Annotated in this window: 16 protein-coding genes; 6 read left to right on the top strand and 10 right to left on the bottom strand. The window is 51.8% G+C overall.

Annotated features, from left to right (window positions below; genetic code table 11):
- Positions 1 to 426: 426 nt before the first annotated feature.
- From ACKU4E_RS18730 to lpxB, 3 genes are all read right to left on the bottom strand, one after another.
- A complete protein-coding gene (locus ACKU4E_RS18730) occupies positions 427 to 1,350 on the bottom strand; it encodes a diguanylate cyclase (protein WP_320172588.1) in 924 nt (307 codons plus the stop codon).
- A 58-nt stretch (positions 1,351 to 1,408) separates the two neighbouring features.
- The gene (locus tag ACKU4E_RS18725) at positions 1,409 to 4,867 is read right to left on the bottom strand and encodes a response regulator (protein ID WP_320172587.1); all 3,459 of its coding nucleotides are present in this window, start codon (positions 4,865 to 4,867) and stop codon (positions 1,409 to 1,411) included.
- Positions 4,868 to 5,157: 290 nt separating this feature from the next.
- Positions 5,158 to 6,285: a lipid-A-disaccharide synthase gene (lpxB, locus tag ACKU4E_RS18720; RefSeq protein ID WP_320172586.1), complete on the bottom strand. Its 1,128-nt coding sequence runs from the start codon at positions 6,283 to 6,285 to the stop codon at positions 5,158 to 5,160.
- Positions 6,286 to 6,497: 212 nt separating this feature from the next.
- Here lpxB and ACKU4E_RS18715 point away from each other — a divergent pair, with 212 nt between their 5' ends.
- Positions 6,498 to 6,758, top strand: coding sequence for a hypothetical protein (locus ACKU4E_RS18715; RefSeq protein ID WP_320172585.1), 261 nt, complete (start codon positions 6,498 to 6,500; stop codon positions 6,756 to 6,758).
- A gap of 131 nt (positions 6,759 to 6,889) precedes the next feature.
- Here ACKU4E_RS18715 and pdxA read toward each other — a convergent pair whose 3' ends face one another.
- The 6 genes from pdxA to ACKU4E_RS18685 all read right to left on the bottom strand — a co-directional run bounded on the left by pdxA (position 6,890) and on the right by ACKU4E_RS18685 (position 13,834).
- Positions 6,890 to 7,873, bottom strand: a complete 984-nt coding sequence (gene pdxA, locus ACKU4E_RS18710) for a 4-hydroxythreonine-4-phosphate dehydrogenase PdxA (protein WP_320172584.1) — start codon at positions 7,871 to 7,873, stop codon at positions 6,890 to 6,892.
- Positions 7,874 to 8,055: 182 nt separating this feature from the next.
- A complete protein-coding gene (gene glgB / locus ACKU4E_RS18705; protein WP_320172583.1) occupies positions 8,056 to 9,957 on the bottom strand; it encodes a 1,4-alpha-glucan branching protein GlgB in 1,902 nt (633 codons plus the stop codon).
- Complete coding sequence (locus ACKU4E_RS18700; protein ID WP_320172582.1) at positions 9,950 to 10,168, bottom strand: hypothetical protein; 219 nt, start codon at positions 10,166 to 10,168, stop codon at positions 9,950 to 9,952. The genes glgB and ACKU4E_RS18700 overlap by 8 nt, the downstream gene beginning before the upstream one ends.
- A gap of 8 nt (positions 10,169 to 10,176) precedes the next feature.
- Positions 10,177 to 11,625, bottom strand: a complete 1,449-nt coding sequence (gene glgA, locus ACKU4E_RS18695; protein WP_320172581.1) for a glycogen synthase GlgA — start codon at positions 11,623 to 11,625, stop codon at positions 10,177 to 10,179.
- A 25-nt stretch (positions 11,626 to 11,650) separates the two neighbouring features.
- Positions 11,651 to 12,130, bottom strand: a complete 480-nt coding sequence (locus tag ACKU4E_RS18690; RefSeq protein ID WP_320172580.1) for an NUDIX hydrolase — start codon at positions 12,128 to 12,130, stop codon at positions 11,651 to 11,653.
- 1,095 nt (positions 12,131 to 13,225) lie between these two features.
- Positions 13,226 to 13,834, bottom strand: coding sequence for an L-threonylcarbamoyladenylate synthase (locus ACKU4E_RS18685; protein WP_320172579.1), 609 nt, complete (start codon positions 13,832 to 13,834; stop codon positions 13,226 to 13,228).
- A gap of 186 nt (positions 13,835 to 14,020) precedes the next feature.
- Here ACKU4E_RS18685 and ACKU4E_RS18680 point away from each other — a divergent pair, with 186 nt between their 5' ends.
- Entirely contained in the window at positions 14,021 to 15,670 is a 1,650-nt protein-coding gene (locus tag ACKU4E_RS18680; protein ID WP_320172578.1) for a glycosyltransferase, read from the top strand.
- Here the strand turns inward: ACKU4E_RS18680 and ACKU4E_RS18675 are convergent.
- On the bottom strand, positions 15,659 to 16,249 hold the full coding sequence (locus ACKU4E_RS18675) for an RNA methyltransferase (protein WP_320172577.1): 591 nt from the start codon (positions 16,247 to 16,249) through the stop codon (positions 15,659 to 15,661). The two genes, ACKU4E_RS18680 and ACKU4E_RS18675, sit on opposite strands and share 12 nt — an antisense overlap.
- A 152-nt stretch (positions 16,250 to 16,401) precedes the next feature.
- On the opposite strand from ACKU4E_RS18675, the gene ACKU4E_RS18670 reads away from it, so the two are divergent.
- The 4 genes from ACKU4E_RS18670 (at position 16,402) to ACKU4E_RS18655 (ending at position 20,251) form a co-directional block, all read left to right on the top strand.
- On the top strand, positions 16,402 to 16,797 hold the full coding sequence (locus ACKU4E_RS18670; RefSeq protein WP_320172576.1) for a response regulator: 396 nt from the start codon (positions 16,402 to 16,404) through the stop codon (positions 16,795 to 16,797).
- A gap of 25 nt (positions 16,798 to 16,822) precedes the next feature.
- The gene (locus tag ACKU4E_RS18665; protein ID WP_320172575.1) at positions 16,823 to 17,548 is read left to right on the top strand and encodes a histidine kinase; all 726 of its coding nucleotides are present in this window, start codon (positions 16,823 to 16,825) and stop codon (positions 17,546 to 17,548) included.
- An 18-nt stretch (positions 17,549 to 17,566) separates the two neighbouring features.
- Positions 17,567 to 19,336: a chemotaxis protein CheW gene (locus ACKU4E_RS18660; RefSeq protein ID WP_320172574.1), complete on the top strand. Its 1,770-nt coding sequence runs from the start codon at positions 17,567 to 17,569 to the stop codon at positions 19,334 to 19,336.
- 117 nt (positions 19,337 to 19,453) lie between these two features.
- The gene (locus tag ACKU4E_RS18655) at positions 19,454 to 20,251 is read left to right on the top strand and encodes a sirohydrochlorin cobaltochelatase (RefSeq protein WP_320172573.1); all 798 of its coding nucleotides are present in this window, start codon (positions 19,454 to 19,456) and stop codon (positions 20,249 to 20,251) included.
- The last annotated feature ends 64 nt before the right edge of the window (positions 20,252 to 20,315 follow it).

Here is a 20,315-nt window from a genome sequence, read left to right as displayed (position 1 = left end):
GTTGCGTATTGGTGAACTGACCGGGGAACCTCTCTTTGCAGAGCAGGCTGCAGCATGGGACCACGGACCGGTAGTGCCTGTCCTTTATCAGGAGTTCAAGAATACGGTTCTGCCCCGATTCCTCCTGTTGCCAAGGGGAGCGCGGACGATAAGTTTACCTTCGAGCAACTTGGAATACTGGGATCAGTCCAGGAAATGTGCGGACATTTCTCTGCGTTGAAATTGCGTAACCTGACCCATGAATGGGATATGTGGATTATAGAGTAATTGCCTTTTATCCCACCTCATGTAGCAGATGCCTAACGCCATCCATGTAACGAACAGAGGCTGAAAAAGCCCCATTAAAACGGCCAGTTTTCCCGGAACTCAATCGGGAAAACCGGCCGAACATTTTTATATACGCGAATGTTAAAAACAAGTAACCGGTCAGAGCGTAACAGACTCAACGCGGTTGCGGCCGCCGTCCTTTGCCTTGTACAGGGCCTTATCTGCGGCTTCAAGAAGCTCTGCAGGAAAGATCTCCTTGTTCGGAGGAACCGAAGCCACTCCGAGAGAAATAGTCAGAGCCCCGCCTCCGCTCTTGTGCATGATCCCAAGCGATTCTATCTCCCGTCTCAGATCCTCTGCCGTTTCCACGGCCAGCTTCGCATCGGTATAAGGCAGCACTGCTGCAAATTCTTCTCCGCCGTAACGGGCCAGAAAATCTCCGGCCCGGCGCAAAGCTTTCGACAAAGTCTGCGCCACCCTGCGCAGCACTTCATCACCCTGGGCATGTCCGTACCCGTCATTGTAGCCTTTGAAATCGTCTATATCCATGATGAGGAGTGACAGTCCCTGATGGGAACGCAGGGAACGATTGCACTCCTTGCGCAGGACATTGTCAAAATGGCGGCGATTGGGAATCTCCGTCAGGGCATCAAGGTACGCATACTCCTCAAGCAGCTTCTGCTTGCGTTTCAGAGCCAGATGCATCTGCACGCGGGCCTTGACCATGGGCGGGTGAAACGGCTTGGTGATGTAATCCACCCCGCCGGCTTCGAAACCGCGCGTTTCATCCATTATTTCACTCACGGCAGTAACGAAAATAACCGGAATATCTTTTGTGGAATCATCCTCTTTAAGCCGTTTGCAGACCTCATATCCGTCCATATCCGGCATGACTATGTCCAGCAGAATCAAATCCGGGTGCGGTGTTGTCCGCGCCAGCTTGAGGGCCCGCTCGCCGTTCAGAGCCGCCACGATCTTGTATTCCTTGCAGAATAAATCCATAAGCAATTCAAGATTCTGCTTGCTGTCGTCCACCACTAATATTTTCTGCCGCTCGCTTCGCGATGCGTCGTCTATGGTCATCAGTATATGCTCCCCACTTAATTGCCCTTCAAATGCTTGGTATTTTATCGGCCAAGGTTCACAGAAACTCGCGCACATGGCCCAGCACTTCGCCAGCCTCGTCAAGTTCGAAATTTTCCACGTGCTCGCCCAGTCTGGTCCCTTCATCCCCGCCGGTTATTGAATTAACAGCTTCCCGAATTGTTTCAACCAGATTTCGAGCCAGATCAAGGTCATCGTCCAGAGCCCGCTCCAGCACATCCAGATGCCGTACCAGTTCTTCCCTGCCGATAACGCTGCTGCCCTCTTCCTTTTCGGGAGTGCTATCATGAGAAGACATGCCGAATCCAGCCTGATCAAGACTGACAGCCACTTCCGTCAAAGCAGATACGAATTCGTCCCAGGCCGGACCTTCGGTTTCCAATTGACCTTCCCGGGCTGCGGTTTCAAGAGTAAGGGCTGCGGCCTGAAGACGCCGGGCGCCGAGCGAACCGGCCATTCCTTTGGCCGAATGGGCTACGCGATGAGCATCGGGCTGTGAACCTGCTTCAACGAACCGGGCAATTTCACGATCAGCCCCGGCGTAATCCACCAGAAAGGAACCAAGTAACCGGCGGTACAGCCTTGCATTGCTATTGCACCGAAACAATCCTTCCTCCACATCCACGCCGCTGAGATTCAATTCGGCAAGAGCCTCTGCGTCCCCTGTCTCAGACGCGGCAACGACTGCGGGTTGTTCCTGCGCGACTATCCCGCCTTTATCAGACACACGGGCCCCCAAAGCCTGGAACAGCGCATCCGGATCAATCGGTTTGGTCACATAGTCGTCCATACCGGCATCAAGACACCTCTCACGGTCTCCTTTCAGGGCATGGGCTGTCATCGCGATTATGGGCAAAGCCGCAAAACGTTCGTCCCGCCTCAACCTGCGAGTAGTTTCAAGACCGTCGAGTTCCGGCATCTGGATATCCATAAGCACCACATCGGGCAGCTCTCCGGCTTCGGCCATGGCTTCGAGCCGCTCAATGGCCTGAATGCCATTATCCGCCTCTTCGATAATAATCCCGGCAGAAGACAGCCATTCCCGCGCCACTTCGCGGTTTATGGCATTATCCTCCACAAGAAGGGCTTTAGCTCCATTTAAATGGGCAGGAGTTCTTGAGGTCTCATTTTTGCGTTCCCGCTCCGTTACCAGAGCTTCACTGTGGCCGAAAAGTTCCATTATCGAGTCAAACAGAAACGACTGGTTTACAGGTTTATGCAGAAAGGCATCCAGAAAATTCCTGTCGCTCTGACGGAGGAGATCCTCGCGCCCGTAAGCAGAAACCATGCAGATGATGGGCACCTTGTTCAGCTTCAGTTTTTCCTTGATATTCCGCGCAGTTTCAAGACCGTTCATGCCTGGCATCTTCCAGTCCATAAGCACCAGATCAAAAGGAGGAGAGGCCTTCTGCATGGCCTGCAGGGCTTCCTGCCCGGAAGCTGCGGTTGCCGCCTCCATCTGAAATGAATTGATCGCCGATACCAGAATCTCCCGTGATGTTTCGTTATCATCCACCACCAGAACCTTGAGACCGCGCAAATCCTTGGGCGCACTCAGGCGAAGCTCTCTGTCTTCCGGCTGACGGCCGAAACAGGCTGTGAACACAAAACGGCTGCCCTGTCCCGGTACGCTTTCCACGTGAATGCTTCCGCCCATAAGTTCCGTCAGCTGGCGGCAGATGGTCAGCCCCAACCCTGTTCCGCCGAATTTACGTGTAGTGCTCGTATCGGCCTGGCTGAAAGAATCGAACACGGAACCGAGGCGCTCTTTGGGAATGCCGACGCCTGTGTCCACCACAGCGAATTCAAGCATCACATGCTCATCATCCGCAGGCTGCTCCCGTGCCGGGCGTACTTCCACGACCACTTCACCTTTTTCCGTGAACTTAAGCGCATTACCCAGCAGATTGATAAGCACCTGTCCCAACCGAACCGGATCACCGCACAAGGCGGACGGTGTTCCTTCGGCAATGGACACCATGAACTCGATGTCCCGCTCATGCGCTTTCTGGGAAAACATTTCACTCAGATTGGCCATGGTCTCATGCAGTGAAAAATCCGTGACCTCCAGTTCCATACGTCCGGCTTCAATTTTGGAAAAATCAAGAATGTCATTGATTACTGCTAAAAGGGTCTGCGAGGCGCCCTTGATCTTGCCCAGAGTAATACGTTGTTTCTCCTCAATATCTCCCCGCAGCATGAGATCGGTAAATCCCATTATCGCGTTCATGGGTGTTCTTATCTCATGGCTCATGTTGGCCAGAAATTCACTTTTCGCAGAACTGGAAGCCTCCGCCGCCATCCGGTCCTTTTCGGCCTGTTCCCTGGCCAGACGCTGCGTAATGTCTTTGACCATGCCCTCCAGCAGCATACCGTTTTGCAGACGCCGCATGAGAATCGTCAGTTCCACGTCCACAGTGCTGCCGCCCTTGCGCAAAAACCGAGTCTGCATCCCTTTGATCTGTCCTTCCAGTTCCAGAGTCCTGACGATCCTTTCATAATCTTCAGCCCTTGCATAGAGCATGGTGGACATATCCGTAACGTTTTCCATAACTTCTTCCGGCGAAGCATATCCCAGAATATCAGCCATGGCCGGGTTGACGGTTACAAACTTACCATCGGGCGAAGACTGAAAAATACCATCCGCAGCTCCTTCAAAAATGGAACGGTATTTCTCCATAACCTCGGTAAGCTTGTCCCGATTTCTGCCAAGATTTTCCGCCATGCGATTCATGGAATCAACCAGTACACCAAGTTCATCGTCGGAGCTGACATGAATCCGTGCATTCAGATCGCCGCTGCCGATGCGTTCAGCTCCCTCTTTTGCCGCCACGATAGGCAACGAAATACGCCGCCCGACCCAATAGCCGGCAAGAAGGAATAACGGAAGCAGAAGACCGAAGACGCTCAGGGCCTTCTTCATGAATTCACGTTTGTATGCAGCTACTTTGGCCGCAGAAATATCCACCCCCAGAACGCCGACCCTTACTCCCTTGGCATTGAAAATGGGAGCATAGCCGGACAGCCATGTTCCCCATTGGTCAGTGTAGCACTGCTCCTCCACGCGAGGTTTGTTCTGGCGCGAAGTAAACACCTGCCTCAGCAGAGGACTGGCCTCGTCGTAAACCTTTCCCAGATGCGCCATATCTTCCGAATTTTCCTCGGCGTCCACGACAAACACAATCTGCCCGTCCGCACTCTGGCGCATGGTATAAATAAAATGGATATCCAAAGAGGCATCGCGCACCTTTTGCAAAGCACGCTTGATTATCATGTAGTCCGAGCCTGCTTCCTGGGAGGGCTGCTGAAGTTTTTCATGGATTTGGGAATCGACAATCTGAGGAGCAATGGCAACAATATCCCCGAGACGCTGGCGAATATCTTCCATCACTTTAGCGGAAGCAGTGCAATACAGTACGTAGGAAGTCAGACCGCAGGCACAGGTGGAAAAAAGAAAAAAGACCAGAGCCAGCTTGAAAGAAATTCGCATACGCATAAATCAAATCCTTTTAAGAAAGAACGGCTGCTGCAAAGTCGCTCGGGACCCGGCTGATCAGTCAACGGTTGCAACCTGTTTTAAGGAAACTCAAAAATATATTAATCCCCTGATCGACAAATCTGAAAAGACAATCAGGGGCCATTACAACGGCAGGCAAAATCCTGCGCCGAGATTAGTCTCAAACCGGGCTAAAAGCAATTACCTGCGCAAACCGAAAGGCAAAAACGAACAAGTATACAGACTGTAAAATTATTTATACACGAGGAGTAAATATCTCAACCGGTCAATCAGATGCTGTGTAGGTCTTCAAGTATGGCATCCGCGGTTCTGGACGCAACTCCCGGGGCTCCGAGCATTTCCCTCAGTTCCGAAAGTTCGCTGCGTACGGCGGAAGCGGTATGCGGTTCTGCCACCCACTGCCTTACCTGTTCAAAGAAATTCTCCGCAGTGGCATTATGCAGCAGGAACTCCGGCAGAATGAGTCTGTCAGGTATAATATTGGCAAGGCTGACGTATTTTACCTTAATCACCTTCTGTGCAAGGAAAGCCGTAAGCGGGGCCATCCTGTAGGCCACCAGAGTCGGAGTTCCTATCAGGGCACATTCAAGCGTCGCAGTTCCGGAAGCGGCCATGATAACATTCGATCTGCGCATCATCCGGTACCGCTCGTCAGGACCGCATATGGTCACCGGCAACCGCTCCGGCCAGAAACTGCGCAACTTCTCCTCACGCACTCCCGGAGCACGGGCAATTGAAAAATGAAGATCGGGAAACTCTCCGGCAAGCATTTCTGCCGCCTTGGCAAATTCCGGCAACAGAGAAGATATCTCCCTGCTGCGGCTGCCCGGCAGTATCCCCACAAGATTCGGATCAGGTTCAAGCGCATCAAGATCGGACAAAGGGATAATATCCATAAGCGGATGCCCCACATAAGTGGCGTCCACCCCGCGGTCCTTGAAAAACTGCTGCTCAAACGGAAGAATGCACAGTATCTTGCGAGCATATTTTTTCAGGAATTCGGCCCTTCCCTGTCTCCAGGCCCAAATCTGCGGCGTTATATAATAATATACCGGAATTCCGAGCCCATGTGCAATTCTGGCCAGCCGGAAATTGAAGTCGGGGCAGTCTATAAGCACAACACACTTCGGACGCTCCCTCTTCCATACGGACTTTATTTTTCCGAACAGCCGAAGCAGGCTGGGCAGCTTTGGAAAAACTTCCGTGAAACCCACCAGATTGATCATCTGCATGGAGTAATGCAGCTCGCAGCCGGCCTTTTCCATATCCGAGCCGCCCATGCCCATAATCCTGAGGCCGGGGTCGCGCTTGACCAGTTCTCGTGCAAGCATTGCCCCGTGCATGTCGCCTGAGGCTTCTCCTGCGTTTATCCAAATGCTATTATTGAATTTATTCATATTTATTTCCTCCCGCTCTGCGGGAAGCCAGACAATACTTGCGGGACGGGCAAAAAGCAATGGTCCCGGACAGATGGCTCAAAAGACTGAAAATAATAACCAGTAAATGCTCCGGGCATTGCCGAACTACTTGCAATTATGAGGAATATAGTGTTAACAGCAATATGGCTGACGAGGTTAACCAATTATTACTTTTTTTTAAGGAGTGCGAAATGGCTCAGAAGAACGTAAAAAAAATGATGGGCGTTCTGTCCGGGGTCTTTGTCCATACCGGTCACCTTTCCAAAGAAGAGGCCATGAAAATGGCTGGAATGGACGAAGAAGAATTCAAGGGTGTATACGATAAGGCTGCCAAAGTCGTAAAAAAACTTGAAAGCTACGACACAGCAGCTGAAAAGTACGACAAGTTTTCCGAACACCTCTGGGAAGAACTTCAGGAATACGTCAAGAAGTTCGGCCCCTTCGGCGTTTAAGTTTTCTTTACTGCAGCGGAGCCCGGTGAGGCTCCGGCAGACAAGAGGGGAAGACCAGTAAGTTGGTCTTCCCCTCTTGCTTTTTTACAGTAAAAAACGGTTCATCCTCTCTTATCGAAAACTCCGCCTGCTCAGGCGTCCACCATCAGTTCAGCTGCCTCCATAGCGGCTTCGAAACTTTCCAGAGAAGCCCTGCCGGTACCGGTAATATCATAACCGGTGCCATGGTCCGGCGATGTCCGCGGAAAAGGAAGGCCCAGAGTGATATTTACCGCCTCGCTGAAATGCAGCAGCTTCAGCGGAGCAAGGCCCTGATCATGATACATGGCCAGCACGGCACTGTAGTTGCCTTCTGCGGCAAAATAGAAAACCGTATCACCGGGGAATGGCCCTTCCACATTGAAACCGCGCTTCACGGCCTCACGTATTGCAGGTTCTATTACCTCGATTTCCTCCGTACCTATCCTGCCGGACTCCCCGGCATGAGGATTCAGCCCGCATACTGCAATCGGCCCGTCCAGCCCCAGTGATTTGATCAGCCCGTCGGTCAGTTCAATGCAGCGAAGAATTCTTTCCTGAGTGATAAGCCCCGGAATATCCACAAACCGTGGATGAGTTGTAACAAGACTGACCTTAAGTTTCGGACCGCCAAGATGCATGCAGACATTCTCCCTGCCGACACCGGACCTTGTGGCCAGAAATTCCGTATGTCCCGGAAAATCGAACCCGGCAAGCTGAAGCATGGCTTTGTTGAGCGGACAGGTGACAAGCCCTGCAACAGTCCCGCTGTTGAGCAGTTCCATGGCCGTCTCAAGAGATTCTCCGGCACAGCGCCCGCCTTCCGGATCGGCCATACCAACCTTCAGTTCGAAATCATTCAACACCGCTGGACAATACAGGTAGTATCCCGGCTCGGCCCCGGCGATTTCCGCAGGATTGTCCAGAACTGTATAAAATTTTTCCAACCCGAGCTTCTCCATATGCCAGAGCAGACCGTTTTCCGGACCAAGCATCAGGTATGCCCGGTCCGTCCTGCGGTCAGGAAACAACCTGCACACAAGCTCCGGGCCAAGCCCGTTAGGATCACCAAGAGTAACGCATATTTCTTTCTTCATAATCAGTACCATCTAATAAAAAATCCCTGACCGACTGCCAGGGGATAACTTTTGATGAGCTTCGCGCTTTTTACAACTTGATTTCGCCGCCAGCGGCGAAGTCAGATTATCAAAAGCGCGAAGCGCGACAAATCCAACTCCGCAGGTCAAACCATGCTGTTCGGCTTAAAACCGGCCGCCGATCAACCTTCCGGCTTCAGGGCAATGGCTGCCAGAGGCGGCAGGGTAAGCTCCAGATAATACGGAAATGCACCCACGTCTCCGGCTTTGCGTGCTTCGACCATCCCTACGTTCCCGACATTGGAACCGCCGTATATTTCTGCATCCGAGTTGAATATTTCTTTCCAGTAGCCGCCTTCGGGAGCGCCGAGGCAGTATCCTGTCCGAACAACCGGCGTGAAATTGAAAACCCAGAGCACAGGTTTATCGCCGTCACTCTTACGCAGAAAACTCATGACCGAGGACTTGTAATCGCTGAAATCAACCCATTCAAACCCGGACCAGTCCGTATCATGCCTGTACATGGCCGGATTATCCAGCATCAGCCGGTTAAGGTCTTTCACGGTATTGCGCAGACCCTGATGGGAGGGGAAATCCAGCAGTATCCAATCAAGTTCCTGCCGGCAATTCCACTCGTTCCACTGCCCGAACTCGCAGCCCATGAAAAGCAGATTCTTACCCGGATGGGCCCACTGATAGCTGAAAAGAAGGCGCAGGTTGGCCATCTGCTGCCAGGTGTCTCCGGGCATCTTGGAAAGAAGCGCGCCTTTGCCGTGCACTACCTCATCGTGGGAGAGAGGCAGAAAAAAGTTCTCGCTGAAGGCATAGATCATGGAGAACGTAAGCTTGTTCTGATGATAGGAGCGGTGAACGGGGCTGTGCTCCATGTAATCAAGCGTATCGTTCATCCAGCCCATGTTCCACTTGAAGGTGAAGCCTAGTCCGCCGGTGTAGACGGGCCGCGACACTCCCGGCCAGGAAGTTGATTCCTCAGCTACCATTATGGCTCCGGGAAACTGCTTGTGTACCACGGTGTTGAGATTCTTGAGCAGTTCGATGGATTCCAGATTCTCGTTGCCGCCATGCTCGTTTGGAATCCACTCACCCTCGTTCCGGGAATAATCCAGATAGAGCATTGAGGCCACGGCGTCTATACGCAATCCGTCGATGTGGAATTCCTTGAGCCAGTACAATGCGTTGGCAAGCAGAAAATTGCTGACCTCATGCCGCCCGAAGTTGAAAATATAGGTACCCCAGTCGGGATGTTCTCCCTTGCGCGGATCGGCATGCTCGAACAGGGCCGTTCCGTCAAACCGCCCCAGTCCCCACTCGTCCTTGGGAAAATGGCCCGGAACCCAGTCCAGTATAACGCCTATCCCTTCCCTGTGGCACCGGTCGATGAAATACCGCAGGTCGTCCGGGTTGCCGTGGCGGGAAGTGGGAGAATAGTAATGGGTGGTCTGATATCCCCATGATTCGTCAAGAGGATGCTCGGCAATGGGCATGAGTTCTATATGGGTAAAGCCCATATCCTTGACGTAGGGAATCAGTTCTCCGGTAAGTTGGCGATAGGAACGGTAGTTCCAGCCCTCACGCCGCCATGAACCGAGATGCACTTCGTAACACGACACCGGCTTGTCCAGAGGAAGACCTGTTGCGCGCCGCCTTGTCATCCACTCTTCGTCATCCCAGTTGTAGTTGTCCAGCCCCCAGGTCACGGCGGCATGCCCCGGACGCATTTCCGTACGAAATGCAAAGGGGTCCGTTTTCATTACTTCATGGCCATCGCCGGTTACCACATTGTATTTGTAAAGCAGACCGGGGCGGACACCGGGAACAAAACCGGCCCAGATACCGGAAACCCCGACCGGAAAAAGACGGTTGGCTTTCGTATCCCAGTCGTTGAAATCTCCGGTGACGTATATATTTCGGGCATTGGGAGCCCATACGGCAAAACGGTAGCCCTCCATCCCTTCCTGCACATCGAAATGGGCACCGAGAATACGATAGATATCCCAGTGCTCTCCTTTACCGAACAGGAACAGATCAAACGGAGCTATGTAAACTGGCAGAGTCTCAGGCATCGGCGGTATTTTCCTCGGAATTGGTCGAATTTTCCATGCATTCTGTATAAAAACAGCAACCGGTCTGATCGCAGAAGCCGCTTTCAGCCCGTGCAAAACAATCAAAGTGTCCTTCTATCCGCTGCAGCAGACGCACAGCCTCCACAAGTTCCAGACCTTCGACATCCACATGCAGCCTTTCGGCAAGTTTTTCAATTTCTCTGCGGGACATTTCAACCCCTAAATTCTTGCACCGAGTTTGCGGTACAGGTTTATGTATTCGTGCGCCGCGCGGTCCCAGGTGAATTCTTTGCGCATGGCCCGCTCAACCATACGGACCCACTCCTCCCGGTTTTCCCAGGCACCGAGGGCCTGCATAATGGCATCGTAGAAAAGCCCGGATTCGGGACGGGCAAAGGTGAATCCGGTAGCACCGTCAGCGGGATAGGGAGTAATGGTATCGCGCAGGCCGCCGACTGCGGTAGCGACCGGCGGTGTACCGAAACGCAACGCGTATATCTGGGTCAGACCGCATGGTTCATATCGGGAAGGCATAAGGAAAATATCCGTTCCGGCCTGAATGAGATGCGCCAGATTTTCAGTATATCCGACCAGAACGCACAGCCGTCCGGGATAATTCTCCATCAGTTCCTGCAGCCGGGCTTCATAGGCAAGATTACCTTCGCCGAGTACGATCACTCCCAGGTCCTTCTCCATCAGCCCGGGCAGGATGTCAATGAGCAGATCAATCCCCTTCTGGTCACGCAACCGTCCGATAAACCCGAGCACGGGCTTATCTTCAAGCTGCTCCGACATGGAGAATTCCCTGAGCATGGAAATCTTGCACTCCTGCTTTCCCTGTACGGCGTCCGGTCCGTAGCAGCACGGCAGAAACTTGTCGCTGCCGGGGTCCCACACCGAATAATCCGCTCCGTTTAAAATTCCCTCCAGCTTGTGCGCCTGGCTGTTCAAAAAACCTTCCAGACCGCAGCCGAATTCAGGTCCGAGAATTTCCTGCGCATAAGAGGGGCTGACCGTAGTCACAGCGTCGCTATAAGCGACGCTGGCCTTAAGCATGTTCAGGTCTCCGTAAAACTCCGCACCATGCATGGACCATGCTTCGGGGGGCAGCCCGGATTCGTGAAAAAGCCTTTCGGAAAACCGTCCCTGAAAAGCCAGATTATGAATTGTGGTAACTGTTTTTGTATGGGTCCAGAAGGAATCTCCGGCACGCTCAAAATACAGGTATGGCGGCACCAGAGCAGACTGCCAGTCGTGGGAATGGATTATTGCCGGGGGCGAAGGCAGCATCCGCGCCAGCTTCAGGACTGCTTTGCAGAAAAAGATGAACCTTTCGCAATTGTCGAAGTAGTCCCCGTTATGGGTGTTGTAGTAATGACGCCGATCAAAGTATTCACCGCGACCGACAAAATATACCGAAATACCTTCGTAATCTGTCTGGTAGATTTCAGCCGTTGTGGAAGGCCATGGGTAACCGATATGCAGATCAGAATAAACCAGGCGGAGTTTGTGTCCGTCCAGATTCATACGCCCGTAGAACGGGGTCACCACCGCAGTCCGAACTCCATTGCGGCTGATTGCAGGCGGCAGCGCCCCCATAACGTCGCCGAGCCCCCCGGTTTTGGAAAAAGGATACATCTCCGATGTTACATATAAAACCTCGTACACCGATCCTACTCCGTTTTTTTACCTGTTAGTCTGTGCTGCAGACGGTAGAAGAAGTTTGCAACCTCAAGATTTTCGAAGAGAAATCACCAAGTATATCCCTGTGATCAAAGACCAGATCCGGTAGAGCGTCCAACTGAAAAAAACGGGCGTTACCAGCATCGTCCCCGGCTGCCAGCGCTCCCGGATCACTGGCAACGGCACTGTATGTTATGCTTATGGTATGCTGGCGGTCGTCCCGCCACGGCATGGAATAAACACCTACAAGACCGGTCAGGGAGACTTCAAGCCCTGTTTCCTCCCTGGCTTCACGCACGGCAGCATGTTCCAGGCTCTCCCCATAGTCAACAAACCCTCCGGGCAATGCCCATCCAAGAGGCGGATTATTACGCTCTATAAGCACCACACCGCGTTGCGGATCAAAAATTATTATGTCTACAGTGGGAACCGGATTGCGATATATGACCACATCTTTCCCGCAATGCGGACACGGTTTTGAACCTAGCATACAAGACACCCTTATATATTATATTGATACTCGTCATGTACATTCCTGCGGTCAATTAAACTGTTGCCGCACTCACTATTGACAATTAACCGGAATGAAGTTTCATGACAAGAGGATTTGCATTTTCTTACGATCAGTTATCGCTTTAAACAATGCGGTATAATTTATTGAACTCTTCTAACGCCGTTTATACAGATTACACCCCAGCTAAACCATAAAGGTTAGCAGATGAATGTCCGCAGGAACCTTATACAAGGTTAAGAACCTGTTGCAGACCGGCAAATATACCATAGCGGCACAGGCCGCAGCGGGGAAAAATTTCGAGAGAAGTGCAAAAAATCGAAAAGGCCCCGCCGGTCATTTCCGGCAAGGCCTGTTTCGATACTATTTCAGCAAAAGAATGAAGGTAATTTTGATTTAGCAATCGGCGTGCCAAAAACAGAAGCACTCCACAATACGCAGCAACACATTGAAATAAAACGCTTTTACAAAAACTAATTAGTACACCCACTTTTCAGCACGGTAAAATATTTTTAACTGTCCGCAGTATATACCGTTCAGAACGGCTTTTGCGGTTAAATATTTTTAACCTATAGAAAAAGTCTAGAAAAATCGAAAAGTGATGACCAAACGAAAAAGGCCTCGCCAGTTTTCTGACGAGGCCCGTTTTCGGCATTATCTCAGCAAAAGAATGAAGGTGATTTGAATATTGCAACGTGCGTGCCAAGTAATTCAAGCAAACTTTTTCTAGAACAAGATACTTAAATAAAAGACAAAAATAAAATTCAGCAGGTTCATACAGCAGGAGCTTGGAGTTAAATTTTTTTTACTGACTGACGAGGAGAGCTTCCATACGGTCAACTGCGGTAAAATATTTTTTACCCTTCATACCGGAGTTCGCAACTCCAGACCGACCGGAACACGCATCGAAGGATACAAAAAAGTCCCGCACAACCGGGACCGGATGAAATGAATCCGGAAAAACAGGCTGCGGAGCCGCCCTTCACCAGTACCGCGGACCGGACGGTGCAAAAATTTGAACACAAAAAAACCTGCCCCGAAGGACAGGTCCAACTGCTTGAAAATACAAAAAAATTAATCGGCTATGGAAAATCCTGCTCTGACCAGTGTTGAACGGGGAATGACTCCGTCCCGGTAAATCTTCACAACTCCACCTTTGAGCGGTTCGACGACTGTGGACGGAGCCCCGCCCCTGGGACCGGGAGTTCCGTCATAGACTCCCTCGACAGCCATTACCAGATCTTCGTCCAGATCTTCGGCCCTGGCAACGGCCGGTTTACCGCTCATATTTGCACTGGTGGCTATAAGCGGAGTACGCGCTTTTACGCATAATTTACCGGCCAGAGGATGGTCCGTCCAACGGACGGATGTATAGCCGCGCGAATCCTTGACCACGGAAGGAAGTTCCGAACGGGCCTTTACAAGAATCGACAGAGATCCCGGCCAGAACTGACTGGCCAGCTTGAGCAGTTCTGCCGAAGCAAAATCCGTCACCAGATCAAGCTGTTCCATACTGCCGATAATGAGCGGAAGAGGCTTGGAGACAGGTCTGCCCTTTATGCGCGAAACACGATTGGCAGCCCTTTCGTCACAGGCGTCTGCGCCCACGGCAAAAAGGGTTTCGGTGGGATAAATCAGAACCCCGCCGGTTTTTATTATCTCTATTGCTTCCTGTTCGGTCATTGTTAAACTCCATTGAGCACAAGGCGTGCGGAACGCATAGTAATACCAGCTTTAGACATTATGTCCAGCATCTTTTGGTATGTCTCGGCCATCACGGCTTCTGAAGCACCGTGCAATCCGGCATGACTTTATTGCCGGTTTATCATATTAGTGGACGGACTACAGCACCAGCAACCGGAGTGAAAGATGAACCTGCAAGACCCGCCCTCGGTTTCCAAAGCCGCAACTACTCTGAATGAACTGAAAAAGATCATTCCCCTCTGGGTTCTGGGCACCGAAGAGCCCGGAAGACAGCTAGGGCTGATAAACATGCTGGACAGCCGTTCGAGCGCAAGCAAAGAATTGGCCGACATATCCGGGAAAGTAGCCAGACTGCTGTGGACCCAGAATCCGCTGGACATGCAGGCTGCGGCCGCATGTTTCAATCATGAAGGCAGATCGGGACAGGGTACGGGGCTGCTCAAGACTCTTCTGTCCTCCCCTCAGCACGAAATACCGCAGGAAGATCTGGACAACCTGCTGCTCTCCGCAGATTCAAAACTGATAATAAGGCATCTTTTCCCGTTTCTGCGCGGGCCGCACAGTCTTTCATGGCTGGCAGGGTCATGGGACACTCTGCTGCGCATGGGGAGCCCGGAACTGCCCTTGAGCATTCTGGAAACAATTGAATGGGATGAGGGATTAACCCAGTTGCGGCAGCGGCTCTACGCCGAATACAGATTTTTATACGGCACTCCGGAAGAAGCTCTCAAGGAAGTAGAAAATCTTGACGGTGAAGTCTGGTCCTTATGGAAGGACTACATGCGCGCCGAACTGCTGCTGCGTTCTGATGCAAAAGAGGAAGGCATCAAGGCACTGCATGGACTGTGGACGGAAAACATGTGGAATATAAACTGGGGGCTTAAGCTGCACGCGCTGAAACATCCCATCGACATCCGGGGGGCTCTGGACACTTCCGATGATGTAGTCATCCTGCTTTACTCCTGGAACAACGGTGCCCTCATGGAAAAAACCCTAAAGAACGTGGCCGCTTCAAACATCGGAGGCGCCAGGGTGCTGGCTCTGAATAACGGATCAAACGATACCACAGCGGAAGTTGTAGCAAACGCGGCGGAACGGTTTCAGGAAGGCCGGTACCGGGGAATACAGCTGCCGATCAACGTGGGAGCTCCTCCGGCCCGCAACTGGCTTCTCAGCGAACCGGAAGCCCGCAAGGCCAAATGGGCCGTCTTTCTCGACGATGATGTGGAGTTGCCGCAGAACTGGCTGGAGCATCTGCTGGCCACGGCAGAACATCATGGAAATCCCGGAGCCGTGGGCTGCCGCATAACTTCCACCAGCGAGCCCAGATCGCTCCAGTCCGCCGACTACCACCTTTTTCCGCCGGATAGAACCGTATCCCAGATAGAAGGACTGGAAGAAAGGGTCATGGTCTTCGACAGCTGCCGCAATGCATTCGATTACGGGCAGTTCACCTACACCCGTCCGGCTGTGCACCTCTCCGGCTGCTGCCACATGCTCAACATGGAAGCTGTTCACCGGTGCGGCGGCTTCGATGTCCGTTTCAACCCGACCCAGTTCGATGACCTTGAACGCGACCTGCGGGCCTACGCGGCAGGATACACACACGTCTACGCAGGCCAGCTTGGAATAGGCCACATCCAGCATTCAAGTCTTGCCAAGGCCTCCAGCGCAAAATCCATGGCTCAGGTTTTCGGCAATAAAATCAAGCTGGAAAGCAAGTATTCGGAAAAAGTACTCAATTCCGTTTTCACGCGGGACCTGGAGTCACTCTGGGCCGACGCTGAAAAGAAATGGAGCGAATTAGCGGGCTAGCCAGCGCTCCGCAAGGGCTTCCATTTCATCCGGATCGAATGAAGGTGAATCATACATCCCGGCGGCAAAACGCTGCGTGAATCCATGATAAAGGATAATGGCCGCAGCAACGGAAACATTGAAACTGCGGATCATGCCCTGCATGGGTATGTAGACTTCATCGGGAACGAGTTCCGCAAGCTCGGGTGCCGTACCGCTGTGTTCGTTACTCAGGATGACAGCCGAAGGCTTGCTCAGGTCGAAATCCATCAACGGTCTGGCGGAATCCGAAAACCCGGTCCTCAAGACCTGATATCCCTGCTCACGCAATCCGCCGATCATGGCAGCAGGGTCGCTGTGAATCTTCCGTTCAACCCATTTCTTGCCGGATGCGGAAGCTTTACTGTCCAGTTCCGGCCATGAGGACTCGGTGTAGTATAAATGTATCCCATACACGCCGAATGCATCACAACTGCGCAATATGGCGGAAACATTATGAGGGTCCCAGACATTATCTATAATCAGGGTGAGGTCCTTCTGCCGTTTGGACAGCACCTCCATTACTCTCGCTTCTCTCTGCGGTGTTCTGTAGCTTTTCATGCGGAATTAGGTACAGCACACAGATGAACTTGGCAAGGTTGCCATAATCTCAATCAGAATGGACAACATTTTACTGAAATAAATTGACATTGGATTGCCAAAAAAACCATCATGTGCAATTCTTTCAAAGAATATATCATTCGGAGGATTCAATGCGCGCATTAATTGCGGAAGACGAATTCGTGGGCAGAAAACTGCTGTCCACTTTCCTGGCCCCGCTTTTCCAGATAGACATTGTCGTAAACGGCGAAGAGGCCATAGAAGCATACAGACTGGCGTACGAAGAAGGGAATCCTTACGGACTTATCCTCATGGATATAATGATGCCCGGAGTGGACGGCCTCACCGCCCTGGCGGAGATAAGAAAGTTTGAGAAATCCTCCGGGACCAGAAATCCGGCCAAAGTTGTGATGACCACGGCTCTGAATGATGCCAGGACGGTCATTAAGTCATTCCACGATGTCGAGGCCTCAGCCTACATAGTAAAGCCGGTCGAACGGGACAAACTTTACGCGGAACTTGAGAAGCTGGGTCTCCTGCAAAAATAATATCCGGCTTGATGGGATATATAATATGAGTGAAGACGATTCCCTTGTCGAAGAATTCTTTTCAGAAGTAAACGACAAATACTATCCGCAGGTGCTGGAAGGCATAGACCTTCTTGACGAGCAGTGCATTGAAGAGGGCATAGAAATACTCTCAAGACCGCTGCATACGATCAAGGGGGTAACAGGATTCATGTCCGGTTTTGAACCGGCCTCAGCCTTTACGCACAAGGTGGAGAGTTTCCTGAAAAAAATGCAGTCCGGGGAAGTTGACCGCAAACTGCCCCAGATCGCGCTGGCCATAGAGTCCGTAAACTCCATCTTCATGCTCATAGAGCAGTTGCGTGAGACAGGAAGCTATGACAAGGCGGCAACGGATGACATAGAGTCCAGACTTTCCGGAGAAGGCAGCCCGTCTTCCGTGGCAGGTCCGGAAACAGGGAGCCCGGTGGAAGTGGAATCCCTGGAAGATTCGGAAATAGTCACCGTAAAGGCCAGAAGACTTTTCCATCAGGATCAGCTGCAGGCGCTGCGCGAGAAAATGGACTCCATGGATGCTGGCAGGCCGGTTCTGTTCGATTTCAGCGAATCCGTTTCGGTCGGTTCAACTTTTTTTGAACTGATTGCCGAATATGCCGATTCCAGAGAAATAGGCCTTACCGGAATGAACAACCAGAGCATGGGCATCTTTTATTCCTGGGGTTTTCAAAAATACCTGCCTGTTTTTGAAAGCAGAGAGAGCTTCTTAAAGTAACGCCGGAGTAAACGGATAATGAAAGACAGTATTTCCAGCTGTATCAGCCAGCTTCAGGAATCAATCATCAACCTGGAACACGGCTCGGGAAATATTACACCTGTCCTGCAGGACCTGGGACTGGAGCATGTGAAAATGCCCTCGGCTCAGGTCATCGCCCTGATGGACATGCTGAACGACGGCATAACACCGATCACCCCGGAACTGGTCTCCACTCTGCTCGATATCACGGAAGCTCAGAAAAGATTTTATTTCTGCATCGGCGGCCTGCTGGACAAGGGCGCTGCCAGAATAGAATCCGGAAAGACGACAGACAGTGCAGAGTCCGCATCGAAATCTTCTTTCGACCTTGAAAAAGCCGAGCGGGAAATGATGGCCGAAATGGCGGCCATGGTCGGTGAAACCCCGGACGAGGCGGACGGCTGGGAAAAGATGGACCCGGTATCCCCGCCGAAGGATGAAAGCGAATCTTCCGATGCAGGCGAAACCCCGCCCCCGGCAGAAGAAGCCCGCCAGGGTGAACCCGAGAAGGCAGCCGCAAAAACAATGGGAACCGGTGAAGTTTCAAGCCCGGCAAAGCCCCAACCCCGCAAAAAGGATGCTCAGGCGATTTCCTCCATCCGGGTTTCAACCCAGCAGTTGGACTCGCTCATTGAACTGGTCGGCAAACTGATGGTCACCTATGCGGTCATAGCCCAGACCAAGTCCGATAATATTTCCAAAATTTACTCCAGTCTGTCCGAGCTGGACAAGGTTATCCGCAATCTGCAGTCCGAGGTTGACGAAATCAGGATGGTCCCGCTCAAACAGATTTTCATGCCCATGCACAGGCTGGTCAAATCTACATCGCAGAAACTGGGTAAACGTATCAAGTTCACCATAGACGGAGATGATCTGGCTCTGGACAAAACGATTGTCGAGTGTCTCAACGAGCCGCTGGTACACCTGCTGCGAAATGCCCTCGACCATGGGATTGAATCTGCGGACGACCGCCAGATGGCCGGAAAGGATGAAATGGGCAGTGTCCATCTCGCAGCTTCCCGCAAGGGAGAATTCGCATACATCGAAATCAGCGATGACGGAAAAGGACTGGATTCCGAAATACTTCTGACCAAAGCACTGGAGAAGGGAATCGCAGACCCGGAAAAGGAATACACTCAGGAAGAAATCTATGAGTTCATCCTCCAGTCCGGGTTCTCCACAGCCAGCGCCGTAACCGATATCTCTGGGAGGGGTGTAGGTATGGATGCCGTGGTAACGGCAATCAAGAATACCCTGGACGGCAAGATATCAATCAAGAGCGAACTGGGCAAAGGATCGACTTTTACCATAGCCATCCCCCTGAGCAGGTCGGTCAACGAAGGCATCGTGGATGCGCTGATCACCACAGTAGGTGAAGAGACATTCATCTTCCCCAGCCGGGAAGTGCTTGAGGTGTATGAACCATCGGAAAAGGATTTCACCGACCTTCCGGACGGCCGGGAAACAGTCTCCATTCGCGGAAAGGTTCATCCTCTCATCCGGATGTACAAGATATTCGACCTGCCCGAACCAGGTCCGGGAGTCATACCCAAGGTAATTCTCGTTAAAATGGGCGAGATAAAAGCCGCCATCATGGTTGATGATGTCCTGCGTCAGCAGAAGGCTGTCGTCACCGGATTCACCCTGCCTGTAAACAGCATCTACAAGCTGCCCATCCTCGGTTTCGGGATGATGGGCGAAAAGGACGCTCTGGTAATAGATACGGAAACGCTTATATCCAGCCAGATGAACGATTCTGAAGACTAACAGGAACTGCTCCCAGGATTTTTTTCCAATCCTCCTAAAAGGCTTTTCTATGCAGGAATTGTCTGCTATGGGTTCAAGTCCTCTAACCCCAGACAAAAAATAATACAGGATCAGTTGATGAAAAAAGCCATCTTGTTCGCGGCACACGGCTCAAACAACAGAGCTGCCAGCTCTGCGCTGGGCAATATTCTGAAGATGGCCAAGGAACGTTACCCGGATACTATCATTCAAAGTGCTTTTACATCGGGACACATCCTCAAGAAGTTGAAAGAAAAAGGGCAATCCCTTCCAACAGTCAAACAGAATCTGGAAATACTGGCCCGGAACGGTGTCACCCATGTTGTAGTACAGTCCCTCCACGTTGTTGCCGGAACGGAATTCAACAACATCAGCCGACTTGTAAAGAGGGTGGAAAACGGAGAAACAGGTCTTGAAAAGGCCGTTCTGGGATATCCGCTGCTTACCGGGGAACAGGAAATAGACGAAGTATCAGACCTGATCCTGACCCTGCTGGAAGAAAGGGACCCGGAAAAGGAAGCCCTGATTCTGGTTGCCCACGGTTCGAAATATTCCGACAGCGGCAACGCCCTTTATGACAGATTCAAGCAGCGTCTGGAATCCAAGGACAAAAACGCGTACCTCGGCAAACTCAATTCCGAAGACGCCGTAGTGGACATAAGTGAACGCATAAAAAAATCCGGCATAAAAAAAGCCTACATGCTTCCCCTATTCTTCGGAGCCGGAAACCACGTCAAAAAAGATATGGCCGGGGAGCATGAAAACTCATGGAAAAGCATTGTTGCTTCCAGAGGAATAGAGGTTATCGCCATCCCCAAGGGGATAGGGGAATTCGATATTTTTGCCGCCCGCTGGATGGAAAATCTGGAAAAGGCCATCAAGAAACTGGACAATTGAGCCCCCTGACTGCTCACCTGCCTTGCCAAGACCCCGCACCGCATATAGCATATGCCGGTGCGGT

Origin of the sequence: Maridesulfovibrio sp., from assembly GCF_963677005.1 — a bacterium.
GTDB lineage: Bacteria > Desulfobacterota > Desulfovibrionia > Desulfovibrionales > Desulfovibrionaceae > Maridesulfovibrio.
The sequence above is the reverse complement of the archived record's forward strand: the minus strand, read 5'-3'. Positions and strand labels throughout refer to the sequence as shown.